Origin of the sequence: Enhydrobacter sp. (assembly GCA_025808875.1) — a bacterium.
Lineage (GTDB): Bacteria > Pseudomonadota > Alphaproteobacteria > Reyranellales > Reyranellaceae > Reyranella.
This window is the reverse complement of sequence record CP075528.1, coordinates 2609931-2625532: the sequence shown is the minus strand read 5'-3', so window position 1 is coordinate 2625532 and position 15602 is coordinate 2609931. Positions and strand designations below refer to the sequence as shown.

At 67.5% G+C, this 15602-nt stretch carries 16 protein-coding genes; 7 read left to right on the top strand and 9 right to left on the bottom strand.

Annotation, left to right across the window (positions count from 1 at the left end; genetic code table 11):
- Window positions 1-15: 15 nt before the first annotated feature.
- From lexA to trpD, 6 genes are all read right to left on the bottom strand, one after another.
- On the bottom strand, window positions 16-759 hold the full coding sequence (lexA, locus tag KIT25_13065) for a transcriptional repressor LexA (protein UYN93009.1): 744 nt from the start codon (window positions 757-759) through the stop codon (window positions 16-18).
- Between the two features lie 150 nt (window positions 760-909).
- Window positions 910-1716 carry an alpha/beta fold hydrolase gene (locus tag KIT25_13060; GenBank protein ID UYN93008.1) on the bottom strand — a complete coding sequence of 269 codons (807 nt, stop codon included), beginning with the start codon at window positions 1714-1716 and terminating at the stop codon, window positions 910-912.
- 10 nt (window positions 1717-1726) lie between these two features.
- Window positions 1727-2941: a molybdopterin molybdotransferase MoeA gene (locus KIT25_13055; GenBank protein ID UYN97922.1), complete on the bottom strand. Its 1215-nt coding sequence runs from the start codon at window positions 2939-2941 to the stop codon at window positions 1727-1729.
- 1 nt (window position 2942) lies between these two features.
- On the bottom strand, window positions 2943-3422 hold the full coding sequence (moaC, locus tag KIT25_13050; protein ID UYN93007.1) for a cyclic pyranopterin monophosphate synthase MoaC: 480 nt from the start codon (window positions 3420-3422) through the stop codon (window positions 2943-2945).
- A complete protein-coding gene (gene trpC / locus KIT25_13045; protein UYN93006.1) occupies window positions 3419-4219 on the bottom strand; it encodes an indole-3-glycerol phosphate synthase TrpC in 801 nt (266 codons plus the stop codon). Before trpC ends, moaC begins: the two co-directional genes overlap by 4 nt.
- Window positions 4216-5241: an anthranilate phosphoribosyltransferase gene (gene trpD, locus KIT25_13040; GenBank protein ID UYN93005.1), complete on the bottom strand. Its 1026-nt coding sequence runs from the start codon at window positions 5239-5241 to the stop codon at window positions 4216-4218. Before trpD ends, trpC begins: the two co-directional genes overlap by 4 nt.
- Before the next feature lie 60 nt (window positions 5242-5301).
- Here trpD and KIT25_13035 point away from each other — a divergent pair, with 60 nt between their 5' ends.
- Window positions 5302-5502 carry a heavy-metal-associated domain-containing protein gene (locus KIT25_13035; GenBank protein ID UYN93004.1) on the top strand — a complete coding sequence of 67 codons (201 nt, stop codon included), beginning with the start codon at window positions 5302-5304 and terminating at the stop codon, window positions 5500-5502.
- Window positions 5503-5536: 34 nt separating this feature from the next.
- On the opposite strand, the gene KIT25_13030 is transcribed toward KIT25_13035, so the two are convergent.
- Entirely contained in the window at window positions 5537-6139 is a 603-nt protein-coding gene (locus tag KIT25_13030; GenBank protein UYN97921.1) for an aminodeoxychorismate/anthranilate synthase component II, read from the bottom strand.
- A gap of 39 nt (window positions 6140-6178) precedes the next feature.
- On the opposite strand from KIT25_13030, the gene KIT25_13025 reads away from it, so the two are divergent.
- Window positions 6179-6940 carry a hypothetical protein gene (locus KIT25_13025; protein ID UYN93003.1) on the top strand — a complete coding sequence of 254 codons (762 nt, stop codon included), beginning with the start codon at window positions 6179-6181 and terminating at the stop codon, window positions 6938-6940.
- 67 nt (window positions 6941-7007) lie between these two features.
- Window positions 7008-7892, top strand: a complete 885-nt coding sequence (locus KIT25_13020) for an EamA family transporter (protein UYN93002.1) — start codon at window positions 7008-7010, stop codon at window positions 7890-7892.
- Here KIT25_13020 and KIT25_13015 read toward each other — a convergent pair.
- Window positions 7885-8436, bottom strand: a complete 552-nt coding sequence (locus tag KIT25_13015; GenBank protein UYN93001.1) for a hypothetical protein — start codon at window positions 8434-8436, stop codon at window positions 7885-7887. The genes KIT25_13020 and KIT25_13015 overlap by 8 nt on opposite strands.
- A 35-nt stretch (window positions 8437-8471) precedes the next feature.
- Here KIT25_13015 and KIT25_13010 point away from each other — a divergent pair, with 35 nt between their 5' ends.
- Together KIT25_13010 and KIT25_13005 are read left to right on the top strand one after the other, a co-directional pair.
- A complete protein-coding gene (locus KIT25_13010; protein UYN93000.1) occupies window positions 8472-11147 on the top strand; it encodes a bifunctional acetate--CoA ligase family protein/GNAT family N-acetyltransferase in 2676 nt (891 codons plus the stop codon).
- A gap of 75 nt (window positions 11148-11222) precedes the next feature.
- Entirely contained in the window at window positions 11223-12278 is a 1056-nt protein-coding gene (locus KIT25_13005; protein ID UYN92999.1) for a divergent polysaccharide deacetylase family protein, read from the top strand.
- A 7-nt stretch (window positions 12279-12285) separates the two neighbouring features.
- Here KIT25_13005 and KIT25_13000 read toward each other — a convergent pair whose 3' ends face one another.
- The gene (locus KIT25_13000) at window positions 12286-12723 is read right to left on the bottom strand and encodes a hypothetical protein (protein UYN92998.1); all 438 of its coding nucleotides are present in this window, start codon (window positions 12721-12723) and stop codon (window positions 12286-12288) included.
- Window positions 12724-12818: 95 nt separating this feature from the next.
- Between KIT25_13000 and KIT25_12995 the strand changes: the two genes are divergently transcribed.
- Together KIT25_12995 and KIT25_12990 are read left to right on the top strand one after the other, a co-directional pair.
- Window positions 12819-14468: a gamma-glutamyltransferase family protein gene (locus KIT25_12995; protein UYN97920.1), complete on the top strand. Its 1650-nt coding sequence runs from the start codon at window positions 12819-12821 to the stop codon at window positions 14466-14468.
- Window positions 14469-14550: 82 nt separating this feature from the next.
- Entirely contained in the window at window positions 14551-15600 is a 1050-nt protein-coding gene (locus KIT25_12990) for a TRAP transporter substrate-binding protein (protein ID UYN92997.1), read from the top strand.
- Window positions 15601-15602: the final 2 nt, after the last annotated feature.

The window sequence follows — 15602 nt, the reverse complement described above, 5'->3', positions numbered from 1 at the left end:
GGTCGCGCTTCGGGATCAGTTGTAGCGTCGATACAGGCCGGCGAGCCGTCCCTGAATCTTGACCCGGTCGGGTCCGAAGATCCGTGTCTCGTAGGTCGGGTTCGCGGGCTCGAGCGCGATCGAAGCGCCCTTGCGGCGCAACCGCTTCAGGGTCGCCTCGGTGTCGTCGATCAACGCCACGACGATTTCGCCCGTATCGGCCGTGTCGGCGCTCTTGATGATGGCAATGTCGCCGTCATGGATGCCGGCCTCGATCATCGAATCGCCCTGCACTTCCAGACAATAGTGCGCGCCCGAGCCGAGCAGCGACACAGGCACGTCGACTGTCGTCGAGTTGTCGCGCAGCGCCTCGATCGGGGTGCCTGCCGCGATGCGGCCGTAGAGCGGCAGGCTGAGAGCCTGCGCCTCGTTGGCCGCCTGGATGGCGCCGGCGAGCGGCACGCGCTCGCCGCGGATGACCTGGGGCACGAACCCTTCGCGCGATTCGGACATTCCGCGCCGGGAATCGAGCAGGGGCGTGACGTTGGCCGCCGGCAGGGCCGCCGCTTCGGGCAACTTGAGGACTTGCAGCGCGCGCGCTCGATGCGGCAGACGGCGCAGGAAGCCACGCTCCTCCAGGCCGGTGATCAGGCGATGGATGCCGGACTTCGACTTCAGCCGAAGGGCCTCCTTCATCTCGTCGAACGACGGCGAGACGCCGCCATCATTGAGACGCTTGTTGATGAACAGCAGCAGTTCGTTTTGCTTGCGGGTTAGCACCGTCTTCTCCCCGAAACGCCTACCAGATTTCGGAACAAATCCCGAAACCCGGCACATGTTCTAGTTTAGTTCTGGCGCGAGGTCAAGTTTTCCCAAGGATAGTGGGGATCGAACCCGCCGAGGGAGAACGAAAATCGGACTGGCCGGCGGCTATTTCGTGGCTGCTTCGTCGACCCGGTTGACCCAGCTTTCGACCAGCGGATTCACCAGTTGCGGCCGTTCCCACAGAGGAAAGGCGCCTGCCGTCGCGATCGTCGCGCGTCGCGCTTCGGGCAGCGCACTGGCGAGAAAGTCCGCGGTCGCCAGGAAATCGGTGAGGTCGTGCTCACCGTTGACCAGCAGGGTCGGCATCGGGAACGTCCCCAGTCGGCCGGTGAGGTCGGGCACGGTGGCGGGAACGGCGGTGTCGATCCAGGGCCCGCCAGCGAAGTCGCCGAGCAGTCGCGCGTGTTGCTCCGAACGGCAGGCAACGGGATCGGCGCGGATGGCGTCGAAGAAAGCCGCCGTCTCGAACCAGTCGCGCTTGGCGGCCTCGACACCGTGTCGTTTGGTGACATCGACGGCGCGCGCGAAGGCGCTTGCGACATAGGGCATGGCGCGGCCCGGCAGCACGGCGCCCTCGAGGACGAGCGAGCGAAACTTTCGCGGCGTTTCGGCCGCCAGCAGCAGCCCCACGGCGGCGCCGGTGTGCGTGCCCCAGAAATGGGCATCGCCCACACCCGCTTCGTCGAGCGCTCGAGAGACACTGGTCGCGTATTCGACGAGGCCATAGGGTCCCGGCAGGTGCGACGACCGACCATGGCCGGGCAGATCGACAAGGAGGAGATGCCGGTCGCGTCGGAAGTGGGCTTCCTGGGTGTCGAACAGGCCGCAATGCTGGGTGGCGCCATGCAGCATCACCAGCCATGAGCGGGCGGGCCTTTCGGCTCTCACCACGCGGTATGCCGCCGCTGCCATGGCCGCCGTCCTAGAAGACGCCGTCGGGCTGCGCGAGGTCGATCACCCGCACGACGTCGCCGGCCTGCCGCGGCGGATCGTGCGGCGGCCGGACCATCAGGGCGTCGGCCCAGGCGAGCACCGACAGCATGGAGCTGTCCTGTACCTTGTGCGGCTCCACCTCGAGTTCGCCATCGCCCGTGCGCACCAGCCTCGAGCGCACGTAGTCCTCGCGCGTGTCGTTCTTGTCGAGATCGACCGCGAGGCGCGCCGGGCGCGTCGGCGGCAGGTCGCCCGCCTGTCCCAGCATCCTTTCCAGCGCCGGCCTCACGAAGAGCAGCGCGCAGACCATGGTCGACACGGGATTGCCGGGCAGCCCGAGCACGCGGGCGCGCTCCCTGGCGGCGAACATCAACGGCTTCCCCGGCCGCATGGCGATGCGCCAGAAATCCATGGCGAAGCCGAGAGCCTCGAGTGATTCCTGCACGAGGTCGTGGTCGCCGACGGAGGCGCCGCCCAAGGTGATGAGCAGGTCGTGCTGCGCTCCGGCGATGATGCGGTCGCGAATTGACGCTGCGTCGTCGCGCACGATGTCGAACAGGGTCGGCTCGCCGCCCCAGGCGCGCACCAGTGCGGCGACGGCGATGCCCGAAGACGAGACGATCTGGTTTCGGCCGACCGCTTCACCCGGCATCACCAGTTCGTCGCCGGTCGAGAGGATGGCGACGCGCGGCTTGCGATGCACCTGGAGCCACGGCGCGTTCATCGCCGCGGCCAGGGCGACATCGCGCGTCGTGAGGCGACGGCCGGGTTTCAGGGGCCGGTCGCCGGCGGCGAAGTCGAGCCCGGCCTTGCGGATGTGGCGGCCGATGCGTGGTGCCTCGAGGATCGTGATCTTGTCGCCATCCGCCGCGGTGTCTTCCTGGATGACGATCGAATCGGCGCCCATCGGCAACGGTCCGCCGGTGAAGATGCGCACGGTTTCGCCGTGTTGCAGGGCGTGGTCATAGGATCCCCCCGCGGGTGCCTGTCCGACCAATTTCAGCGTCGTGGGAGCGGCCGGCACGTCCTCGGCTCGTACGGCATAGCCGTCCATCGCCGAGAGATCGGCCGGCGGCTGCGCCAGTCGCGCGGCCGGCGCCGCAGCGAGCGCGCGTCCGGCGGCATCGGCGACCGAAACCATCTCGGCCGGCAACGGCGAGAAGGCGGCGATCACGCGCGCATGCGCGTCGCGGACCGACAACAGGTCAGGAGGCATTGAACGTCCCCGACTTGCCGCCCGACTTGTGAATGAGCTTCACGTCGGCGATCACCATGCCGCGGTCGACGGCCTTGCACATGTCGTAGACGGTGAGGGCGGCGACGGACGCCGCCGTCAGCGCTTCCATTTCAACGCCGGTGCGGCCCTTGATCTTGCAGGTGGCCTCGATGTCGACGGCGTTTCGCTCGGGGGCGAGCGCGAGCTTCACGTCGACCGACGACAACGCCAGCGGATGGCAGAGCGGAATGAGGTCCGAGGTCCTCTTGGCGGCGGTAATGCCGGCCAATTGGGCGACCACCAGCACGTCGCCCTTGGCGGCCTTGCGGTCACGGATCAGCGCCAGCGTGGCCGGCTGCATGGTGACGCTGGCGCGGGCAACGGCCACGCGCTCGGTTTCCTCCTTGCCGCCGACATCGACCATGCGGGCATTGCCGCCGGCGTCGAAGTGGGTGAGGTCCTTGCTCATTCTGCCTTCCTGGTCAGGAGGGTGCGCACGGCGCTTTCGACGTCGGGTTGGCGCATGAAGCTCTCGCCGATCAGGAACGCCGAGGCGCCGACCCTGGCCATGCGTTCGAGGTCGGCGGCGGTGCCGAGGCCGCTTTCGGCCACGAGCACGCGATCCTTCGGCACACCCGGAGCGAGCTGTTCTGTCGTCGCCAGATCGACGGACAGGGTCTTGAGGTTGCGATTGTTGACGCCCACGAGATCGCTTTCGATCTTCAGCGCGCGCTCGAGTTCTGGTGCGTCGTGCACCTCGACGAGCACGTCCATGCCCCAACGGTGCGCAAGCCGCGCGAGTTCAGCCGCAACGGCGTCGTCGAGGCAGGCCATGATCAGAAGCACGCAATCGGCGCCGAGCGCGCGCGCCTCGACGATCTGGTAGGGATCGATCATGAAGTCCTTGCGCAGCACCGGCAGCCTCGTCGCGGCGCGCGCCTGCACGAGGAACTCATCCCTGCCCTGGAAATAGGGCTCGTCGGTCAGCACCGACAGGCATGTCGCCCCCCCGCGTTCATAGGCCCGGGCGAGGGAGGGCGGGTCGAAGTCCGGTCGGATCAGGCCCTTGCTGGGCGATGCCTTCTTGATCTCGGCGATCAGGCCGTAGTGTCCGCCGGCGATCGCCGCCTTCAACGCCCGGGCGAAACCGCGCGGCGCGTCGGCGGCCCTCGCCGCGGCCTCGACCTCGACGACCGGCCGCCGGGCCTTGCAGGCAGCGACGTGTCTTGCCGTGTCCGCCGTGATACGGGCCAGCGTATCGCTCATGCGCACACCTTCTTGAGCTTCGTCAGTGCCGACATCGCCTTGCCGCTGTCGATCGATTCGGCGGCGAGCCTGGCGCCTTCACCGACATCCTTCGCCTGGCCGGCGACCATGAGGGCCGCGCCGCTGTTGAGCAGGACGATGTCGCGAAAGGCGTTTTTCTCGCCGCCCAGCACCTTAAGGATCGCGTCGGCGTTGTGCGCGGCGTCGGCGCCTTTCAGGGCGCCGAGCGTGGCGCGGGGCACGCCAGCATCCTCCGGAGCGATCTCAATCTCGCTCACCGTGCCGTTTTCCAGTGAGGCCGCCCAGCTCTTCGTCGTCGTCGTCAGTTCGTCCATGCCGTCCTGGCCATGCACGACCAGGGCACGTTCGAGACCGAGCTGGCCGAGTGCCTGCGCCACCGGCTTCAGCCAACGGCGGTCGAAGACACCGACCAGCTGGCGCTTGACCAGCGCCGGATTCGACATCGGCCCCAGGAGGTTGAAGATCGTGCGTGACGGGGCGAGCTCGACGCGTGGACCGGCGACGTTGCGCATGGCGCTGTGATGGCGCGGTGCCATCAGGAAGCACACGCCGGCCTCGACCAGGGCCTTCTCCAGTGTCTCGATCGGCAGCTCGAGACCGATGCCGAGTGCGGCCAGCACGTCGGCCGAGCCCGACTTGGAGGTGAAGGCGCGATTGCCGTGCTTGGCGACGGGCACGCCGGCCCCGGCGACGACGAGCGCCGAGCACGACGAGACGTTGTAGGTGCCGTGATGGTCGCCGCCGGTGCCGACGATGTCGATGGCGCCCTCGGGCGCGTGCACGCGCTGGACCTTGGCGCGCAGGACGCGGGCGCCGCCCGCCAGTTCCTCGGCGGTTTCGCCGCGTACCTTCAGACCCATCAGGAAGGCGCCCATCTGGGCCGGCGTGGCGTCGCCCGACGTCATGATGTCGAACGCCCGCTCGGCCTCGTCGATGCCGAGGCTCTGCCCGTTGCCCACCTTGGCCAGGAGGCCGCGGAAATCTTCGATGTCGCCGCTCACCCGCACTCCGTCACGTAAAGACCCTTGCCGGCCGGCCGGCAGGGCGCGTAGCTATATCACATGGCTCAGGACATCATTCTCAAGGTCACCGGCATGGATTGCGACGGCTGCGTCAAGGCCGTCACCCGCGCCGCGACGGGCGCAGGTACCGCGCCGCTCTCGATCGATCTAAAGAGCGGCGAGATGCGGCTGCCCGAAGGCGCCGACCTACCCGCCATTACGCGCGCCATCCAGCGCGCCGGATTCGGCGTCGTACCCTAACCCCAAGGGTAGTTACTGAAAGTAAGTAAAGACTTCAGGCCGCCTTGCGACTCTGTTGGCCCGGGTGGGCGCCGGCGATCTTGAGGAAATTCTCGAGAATCTTGTGGCCATGCTGGGAGGCGATGCTCTCCGGATGAAACTGCACGCCATGGATCGGCAGGGTCCGGTGGCGCAGGCCCATGATGATGTCGCCGGTTTCGGCGACCACTTCCAGTTCCTTCGGGAAACCGCCGCGGTCGACCACCAGCGAGTGGTAGCGGGTGGCGTCGAACGGCGAGGGCACGTCCTCGAACACGCCTTGCCCCTTGTGCTGGACGCCCGAGAGCTTGCCGTGCATGGGCGTGGGCGCGCGCACGACCTTGCCGCCGAACACCTGACCGATGGCCTGATGGCCGAGGCAGACGCCGAGCAGCGGCACCTGTTCGCGTGCCGCCGCTTGAATGAGGTCCATGCAGATGCCGGCCTCGTTGGGCGTGCACGGACCGGGCGACAGCACGATCGCATCCGGCTTCGAGGCGAGCGCGGCATCGACCGTGATCTGGTCGTTCCGATGTACGGCGCAGCGCGCCCCGAGATCGCCCAGAAAATGGACGAGGTTGTAGGTGAAGCTGTCGTAGTTATCGATGAGAAGCAGCACGTTCGACTTGTCCCTCGTGTCGGCGGTAATGTAGGCCAAATGAGCATGAGAACAAACTCCCGTGCGTGCCTCGCCGTGCTGACGTCGGCGCTGGTGTTCGCCGCGTTGCCGGCAGAGGGGCGGGTCGATTGCAACGAAGGCCTCGGAGCGCTCGACGCCACCGCCGACTCGCGGCTCACGGCGCAGGACTTCATCAGCGAGATCGCCGCCAAGGAAACGGCGCTCTCACGGGCCTTCGCGACGTTCGGCTATCGGCTGGAGGTCGTGGTCCAGACCCTCAAGGGCGACGAAGTCGACGGCGAGTTCCGCCAAGCACTGCTCTCGGAGTTCGACGACACGGGTGCGCGTCGGGACAGGCTGGAGGGCGAGACGATCAATACGTTGAAGCGGATCAAGTTTTCCGAGAGCGACGTTTGGGCGTTCCGCGACACGCTGCCGTTCACCCTGACCATGGACAAGCTGGCCGACCGCGACATCGTCTATTCCGGGCGCCAGGCCATGGGCGACGTGCGGCTGCACGTGTTCGACATCCTGCCGCGCCATGGCGTGGACCGCGAGCGGGCCTTCCTGGGAAGGACTTGGGTGCGGGGCCGCACCATGGGCATCGTGCGAACCTGCGGCCGCAGCCCGGGGTTCCCCATCGCGCGCATGCGCTACGAAGTGATCCGCGGCGAAGTGCCGGGCAGCGACGACTATCTGCCGTTCTCGATTCGCGCCGACGAGGACGTCGATGTCGATGGAGAGAAGGTCCATGTGCGCATCAACGTGACTTACCGGAACTATAGCAAGAAGCGGCCCTGACCGTCCCTCGTCCGTCACCGGAGTTGGGCTTTTCTGTTACACTTCGGTTAACAAGAAGTCCTGCCCATTGGTCGTCGAACCCCTCATCGTCGGGCTGCTGCTGCTGGCAGCCATCATGCACGCTTCGTGGAACGCCATCCTGAAGTCCGATTCGTCGGACCGGCTGGCGACTTTCGGCGTCATCATGACGACCGGCACCCTGATGGGCTTGGCTACTGTGCCGTTCGTGCCCATGATCGAGCCGGCGGCATGGAAGTTCCTGATCGCCTCGGTTCTGATCCACATCGCCTACTACGCCTGCCTGCTCAAGGCGTACTCCTACGGCGACCTCAGCCACACCTATCCGATCGCGCGCGGGCTCGGGCCGCTGCTCGTGGCGCTGGTCTCGGGCCGGATGATCGGCGAGCACCTGCGGGTGCAGGACATCGCCGGCGTCGTGCTGTTGAGTCTCGGCCTGGTCGCGTTGGCGATGCCGCTGCGCGCCGCTGTGCCCCGGCCCGGCGCACGCCATGGGCTGGCGACATTTTTCGCGGTGCTCACAGGCTTCACCATCGCCGGCTACATCGTCGCCGACGGGCTCGGCGTGCGTGCGGCGGGTCCGACGCTCGAGCACCGCATCTCCTACATCGCCTGGCTGTGCGTGGTCGAAGGGCCTTGGCTCCTGGTGTTGGCGCTGACATTGAGACCGCGCAGCGTCTGGAGCCATCTCAAGGTGAATTGGTGGCGCGGTGCGGCCGGCGGCGCCATCGCCACGGTCGGCTACGGCATCGCGATCTACGCATTGGCTCTCGGACCGATGGCCCATGTCGCCGCCCTACGCGAGACGTCGGTACTGTTCGGGGCTCTGATTGGCACGCTGCTGCTTGGCGAGCCGTTCGGCCGGCGGCGGGTCGCTGCGGCGGCGGTCATCGTGGTGGGGCTCGTCCTGATGAACGGGCCGCAGCTCATTTGAGCGGCCGCACCTCGACGTCGGTCCGTGCCAGCTGCTCGAACAGGCGCCGCCGGCCGGCGATCGGCCACCACGCGTAGAGGAAGATTTCGATGGGACCCCACATCGCCACCCAGCCGACGATCAGAAGGCCCTCGCGCAGGATATGCGTCGGACCTGTCTCCGGTGTGCCGATCAACTGGCGCACGACGAGGCAGACCACCAGGAAGACGAGGCCGATCGCGAGGCTGCGCCGGCCGCGTCTAAGTTCCGAGCTCAAGCGCCGGCTCTCGACCTGGGCGCGCCAGAGGAAGTGGCCGCGGATCGAAGCGATGATGTCGGCGGCGTCGGCCAGCTTCAGTTCGGGTTCCGAAAGCAGCACGACCAGTCGCATCGGCCGGCCACCGAGTTCCTGCGCCGAGCCGACGATGTATTCGTCGGCGGCCGCGTCGAGCTCCTTGTCCTTGAAGGGCGAGGGATCGAGCGAGTTGTAGAGCCGCGCCAGCCGATCGAGCCGCAACTCGACTGCGACGGCTTCGTCCTTGTTCGCCTGCACGTTCGCTGTCATGCCTTCGCCTCGATTGTCGATGATCTGACGAAGCGATGTCCACACGCAACCTCGATGGGCTCATGGCGCCACGCTCGGTCGTGGCGGTCGGCGCAAGCGCGCGACCGGGCACGGTCGGCCGCGCGGTGACACGCAACCTGCTGCGGGGCGGCTTCCGCGGCGCCATCCATCTGGTCAATCCCAAGGGCGGGGAGATCGAGGGCCACAAGGTGCTGCGCAGCCTGAGTGAGCTGCCCGAGCCCGCCGATCTCGCCGTGATCATGACGCCCGCCGACACCGTGCCCGGCGTCGTCAAGGAACTCGGCCTCGCCGGCACCAAGGCTGCGGTGATCGTCAGCTCCGGGCCCGGCACCGGTGCGGACGCGCGCAAGGCCAACCAGGCTTGGCGCGACCGGCTCCTGCGTGCCGCGCAGCCCCATTTGCTGCGCATTGTCGGCCCCAACTGCATCGGCTACGCCGCTCCGGGCATCGGGCTCAACGCGAGCTTCGGGCCGGGCCGGCCGAGGGCCGGGCGCATCGCCGCCATCGCCCAGTCGGGCGCGGTGCTGGCGGGCCTGGCCGACTGGGGCGCTGCGCAGAACATCGGCTTCTCCCGCCTGGTCTCGATGGGCGACATGGCCGACGTCGATTTCGGCGACATGCTCGATATCATGGCGGGCGACCACGAAACACGCGCCGTCCTGATGTACGTCGAAGGCATCACGCAGGCGCGCAAGTTCATGTCGGCGGCACGCGGCGTCGCCAGGCTCAAGCCGGTGATCGTGCTAAAAGCCGGCCGTCACGCGGCCGCGGCGCAGGCGGCGGCATCGCACACCGGCTCGATGGCCGGGTCGACGGCGGTCTACGATGCGGCGTTCGCCCGCGCCGGCCTGGTGCGCGTGACGGGCCTGGGCGAACTCTTCGATGCCGCCGAGACGCTCGGGCACGGTATGTCGCCGCGCAACGAGAGCCTCGCCATCCTGACCAACGGTGGCGGTGTCGGCATCATCGCGACCGACACCCTGATCGACGAGGGCGGCGAACTCGCGACCTTGGCGCCCGAGACCTACGCGCGCCTCGACAAGGCGATGCCGCCGATCTGGTCGCGCGCCAACCCGCTCGACATCGTCGGCGACGCCGACGGTGCGCGCTACGCCGCGGCGCTCGATGCCCTGGCCGACGATCGGGGCGTGGGCGCGGTGCTCGCCATGAACGTGCCGACGGCGCTCGCTTCGCCCGAGGAGGCCGCTCGCGCCATTGCCCAGTCGTCCGGCCGCAAGCTGGTGCCAGTGATCGGTTGCTGGATCGGCGGCCCCGACGCCGAGGCTGGCCGGCGCGTGCTGCACGAGGCCGGGTTGCCGGCCTTCGACACGCCGCTGCGCGCCGTGCGCGGCTTCATGCATCTGGTGCAATACCGCCGCGGCCAGCGCGCGCTGCAGCGCACGCCGCCATCGATCCCGGAAGCGCGTTCCGACACGCGCCTGGTCCACTCGATCGTCAACGGCGCACTGCATGAAGGACGCAGCATCCTGACCGAACCCGAGGCCAAGCGCGTACTGACGGCCTACGGCATTCCCGCGGTGCCGACCGAGATCGTTCTGGATGCGGCCGAGGCCGCCGCCGCCGCGGTCCGCATCGGCTTTCCCGTCGCGGTCAAGATCCTGTCGCGCCAAATCACGCATAAAACCGACGTTGGCGGCGTGGCTCTAGACCTCGATTCGGAGCAGGCCGTGCTCGATGCCGTGCGCGACATGAGTCGCAAGGCCCATGAGCTGGCGCCGGCGGCCGCGATCGACGGCTTCGTCGTGCAGCCGATGGTGAAGCGCCCACACGCCATCGAACTCATTCTGGGTGCTGCCGAGGATCAGGTGTTCGGGCCAATCCTGATGGTCGGGCACGGCGGCGTGGCGGCCGAGGTGGTCGACGACAAGGCGCTGGCGTTGCCGCCGCTCGACCCGGTGCTGGCCGAGGACGCCCTGAGTCGGACGCGCATCGACCGGCTGCTGCGCGGCTATCGCGACCGGCCGCCGGCGGCACGCGCCGCCGTCGGAGAGGCCATGGTGCGGCTGTCGCAACTCATCGCCGACGTCGAGGAGATCGCCGAGCTCGACATCAATCCTCTGCTGGTGGACGACAAGGGCGTCGTGGCACTCGACGCGCGCATCGTGGTGCGGCCGCCCAGCAAGCAGGAGAGGGCCGCGCGCTTTGCGATACGGCCCTATCCGAGCGAACTCGAGGCGGCGCTCGTCCATCGCGGCGAGACTCTGCGTATCCGTCCGATCCGGCCGCAGGACGAGCCGCTGCTTCAGGCATTCACGCGGCGCCTCTCGGCCGAGGACATCCGCCTGAGATTCTTCGGGCCGTTGCGCGAACTCAGCCATGAGATGGCCGCGCGCCTGACGCAGATCGACTACGATCGCGAGATGGCGTTCTTGCTGCTCGACGGCGAGGAACTTCTCGGCGTCGGTCGGCTGGCCGCCGATCCGGGTTTTGAACAGGCCGAGTTCGCGCTGATCGTCGCTTCTGACCGTCAGGGCCGGGGCTACGGCCGCCTGCTGATGGACAATGTGCTCGCTTACGCGAAGACGCGCGGCATCAAGCGCGTGATCGGCCATGTGCTGCGCGAGAACCGGAAGATGTTCGGCCTCGCCGAAGCACTCGGCTTCAAGCGCGAGCCCGGCCGTGTCGGCAATGGCGACGTGCGCATGGTGAAGCGACTCGGCGATGTGTAACGAATGTTTTGTCGGCCCTTCTGAACTAAGGCAAAATAGTGGCGCAAAGTCAGGTGCTTAAGACTGAAATTTCAGATGGCGTCTAGGAAGAACAGAAGCAGGAAGTCGAACAGAAGGAGTCCGGAGGGCCTGCGGCGGCAATACGCGCGCGCCAGTGCCTGGCTCGCCGCGCGGCGCATCCCCGCTGCGGTCGCTGCGGTCGTGCTGCTTTTCGGCGCGAGCCTGTTGGGCGGCTACCGGGTTGCCGAGCACTTCCTGCCGACCGAGCCCGCGGCGACGCCCGAGCCCAAGTACGCGCGAATCGACGATCTGCCCGACCTGCCGAAATACACCGAGGTCGAACCCGGCAAGTCGCGGCCGACGGTCGAGGAAAAGCCGCGGCCGATACGGCTGGCACCGGCGCCAGCGGACGAAACGTGGCGACGCCACGCCGTGCCATTCCGGCTTCCGTCCGCCACGCCGTTGGTTGCCATCGTCATCGACGACATCGGCCTCGACCGGCCGCGCTCGCGCCGCGCCTGGGAGCTGCCGGGTCCGATGACGATGTCGTTCCTGCCCTACGCCAGGGACCTCGCAACGCAGGCGCGCGCGGCGCGGGCGCGCGGCCACGAATTGATGCTTCATCTGCCGATGGAGCCGAACGGGCGAAACGATCCCGGCCCGCAGGCGCTGCTCGTGTCGCTGTCGATGGCCGAGATCCGGCAACGCACCGTCGCGGCCCTCGATTCGTTCGACGGATATGCCGGCGTCAACAATCACATGGGCAGCCGCTTCACGGCGTATCGGCCCGGCATGGAGGCGGCGCTCCGGCAGTTCAAGATCCGCGGGCTGATGTTCCTCGATTCGCGCACGACGGCGCAATCCGTAGGTGACCAGCTCGCGCATGAACTCGGTGTGCCTTCGATCGTGCGGCACGTCTTCCTCGACGACGACGACACGATCGAAGCGGTACGCCGCAAGCTCGCCGAATCGGAGGTGGTGGCGCGGCGACAAGGCTTCGTCGTCGCGATCGGCCATCCGCACGAGGCGACCTTGCAGGCCCTCATGGAATGGTTGCCGACCGTGCAGGCCAAGGGACTGGCACTTGCGCCGGCGAGTGCCATCGTGCGTAAGCGCAACGGCTGGGAGTGAGAGGAGCTTAGGGTTCCAGCCCGACATGGACCGGCGAACCCGGGCCGCCCGGCTGGCGAAGCACCTGGCGCCGCATGCGGGGGTGGAAGCTGATGTGCACGCAGCGGTTCTTCTCGTAGATCAGCTGGTCGTACTTGAGCGTGCTGTCGCGGATCACCTTGGCTGCGTCGAGGTCGGCGATCTTGTCGACGTGGAAGTCGGCGGCGTGTCCCAGCGCATGGTCGGAGTCCGGCACGCCGCCCACCGCTTCGTTGACCACCGGGTTTCGATAGCCGCTGGTGATCTCGATCGGCCGGTTGAAGAGGGCCCTGACGGCCTCCATCCGCTCGGCGAGATTGCGCAAGTTGACCATGTGCGCGGCCGTCGGTGTGTTCTTGACGCCCATCGAAATCGCCTTGCTCGAATGGGTGAACTCGATGAGCGAGAAATGCGGGCTCAGTTGCACGAACGCCTCCGGATGCAATTCCGTCGGGCATGGTACGCCTCGGCGGCGGCCGGACAAGGATGATGACAGGATGGACGGCCCGCCGCCCGACGATCATGTTGCGCGAAAACCGCGAGGAGGAGCGTCCAGTGCGCTACCGCAAGAAATCGATGATCGTGGCGCCGCAGCCCGAGGCGGCGGAGGCTGGCGCCGACATGCTGTGCGAGGGCGGCAACGCGGTCGATGCCGGCATTGCCTGCGCGCTGGTCCAGGGCGTGGTCGACCCGCTGATGTGCGGCATTGCGGGCTTCGGCTCGTGCGGCATCTACATGCCGGACAGGAAGTTCCACGGCTACATCGACGCGCACGCGCCGGCCCCGCTCGCAGCACGGCCGGACATGTGGGCCAACCTGATCGAGAGCGAAGCGCGCGACGGCTACGGCTTCGTGCTCCGGGGCAGGATCAACGACATCGGCTACCGGTCGATCTGCGCGCCGGCAAATCTCAGGATGTATCACGACGCCCATCGCGAGCACGGCAGCCTGCCGTGGTCGCGCATCGTCGAGCCGGCGATCCATTGGGCGGAGAACGGCTGGACGGTGCGCCCGCATGTCCATTTCTGGTGGTCGGAGGAGGGTCTCTACGGCCGCGTGCCCAACCACGAGCGCACGCGCTTCACGCCGGCGGCGCGTGACCTCTACTGCCGTCCCGACGGTTCGCCCAAGCGGGTCGGCGATCGGGTCGTCAATCGCGACTACGGTCAGACCCTGCGCGCCATCGCGCGCGGCGGCGCCGATGCCTTCTACACGGGCGAGATCGCGGCGGCGATCGCCGAGGACATGAAGCGCAACGAGGCGCTGCTCTCGGCCGACGACCTCCGGGCCTGGAAGACCCGGCGCAATCCGCCGCTGTGGGGCGACTATCGCGGCTACAGGGTCTCGACCAACCAGCCGCCGGGCGGCGGCGTCATGCTGCTCGAGATGCTGAACATCCTCGAGCATTTCGACCTCGGCGCGCTCGAGCATGGGACGGCCGAGCATGTGCGCATCGTCGCCGAGGCGATGAAGCGCGCCACCATCGACAAGGACGCCCATGTCGGCGATCCCGCCTTCGTCGACGTACCGGTCGCGCATCTTACGTCGAAGGCCTATGCGGCCGGCATGGCCGACGAGATCAGGCGCGGGGTGAAGGCGAGCGTGCCACGCTTCAATTCGGGCGCCGCCTCCAAGGACACCACGCACATCTCGGTACTCGACCGCGACGGCAACTGCTTCACCATGACCCACTCGCTTGGCATGCCGTCGGGCGTGGTCACGCCGGGGCTCGGCTTCATGTACAACGGCTGCATGGGTGTGTTCGATCCGCGGCCAGGTCGCGCCGGCTCGATCGCGCCCGGCAAGGCGCGCTTCTCGTCGGTCGTGCCGTCGATCGTCTTCCAGGGCGACCGGCCGCACCTCATCATCGGTGCGCCGGGCGCGACGCAGATCGCCATGGGCGTCCTGCACGTCATCCTGAACGCGCTCGATTTCGGCATGACTATGGTCGAGGCGGTCAGCGCGCCGCGTTTCTCGGCGACCTCCGACACGATCGACGTCTCCAATCGCATCCAGTGGCGCGTCGAGCGGGAACTGGGTGCGATGGGTTATCCCGTCGCGCGCAGCCCGCATACGTTCGGCTTCGCGGCCGTCCATGCCATCCGGGTACACGAGGACGGGCTCGATGGCGGCGCCGATCCGGGCCACGACGGGGTGGTGATCGCGGTGTGACGAGGGCCTATAGTCAAGGCGTCGGCCAATGGGCTATCCTGCCGGCAAAAGACACGGCGCGACACGGAACTGGGAGGAATTCATGCGTCTATCAATGGCCGCAGCAGTGGCTGCTGCAGCGATTCTGGTCAGCGGCGGTGCGCAGGCACAGATCGAGCAGAAGAAATTCAACGTCGTCGGCACGTGGAACTTCCTGACCAACTGGAAGGTCCTCGAAGTGCCGTTCTGGGAGAAGGAGCTTCCCGATGCGTCGGGCGGCAAGCTGTCCGGCAACATCAAGTCGATCACCGAACTGAACCTCAAGGGCACCGAAGTGCTGCGGCTGCTCAAGACCGGCGTCTACGACTTCGCGGCCGCCTTGCCGATCTACGTCGATGACGGCGCGGCGATCATGGAGGCGGTCGACATCGCAGGTGTCGCCCGCACCTTCAAGATGAGTCGCGAGATCATCGACCTGTGGATGCCCGAGACGCAGAAAGTCATGCGCGACCGTCACGGCGCGATGGTGCTCGGCACCTTCACCTGGCCCGAGCAGAACTTCTACTGTCGGGGCGACATCCAGAGCGTTGCCGACCTCAAGGGCAAGAAGGTGCGCGTGCAGGGCGCCTCGCAGGCCGACCTGGTCAAGGGTTTCGGCGGTTCCGCCGTCACCATCGCCTTCGGCGAAGTCGTGCCGGCTCTCGAGAAGGGCGTCGTCGACTGCGGCATCACCGGCACCATGCCGGCCTACAAGGCCAAGTGGCATGAGGTCACCAACACCCTCTTCAGGCTGCCGGTCGGCTTCACTGCCTCGACGTGGGTGGTGAGCTTGCGCACCTGGGACAAGCTGAATCCGGCGACACAGGATCTCATCAAGAAGGAGATGGCCAAGCTCACCGACAAGTCCTGGAAGACCGTCGAGGAGGAGAGCGAGGAGGGCGTCGCCTGCACCACCGGGCAAGGCAAGTGCACGCAGGGCACACCTGGCAAGCTCAAGCTCGTCAAGCCGTCGGACGCCGACCTCAAGGCGCGAGATCAGGTGCTGAACGACGTCGTGCTGCCCGCCTGGGCCGCCCGGTGCGGCGCCGAGTGCGCGGCCAAGTGGACCGAGACGATCGGCAAGAAGTACGGCCTGTCGGCCAAGGCCAAGTAACC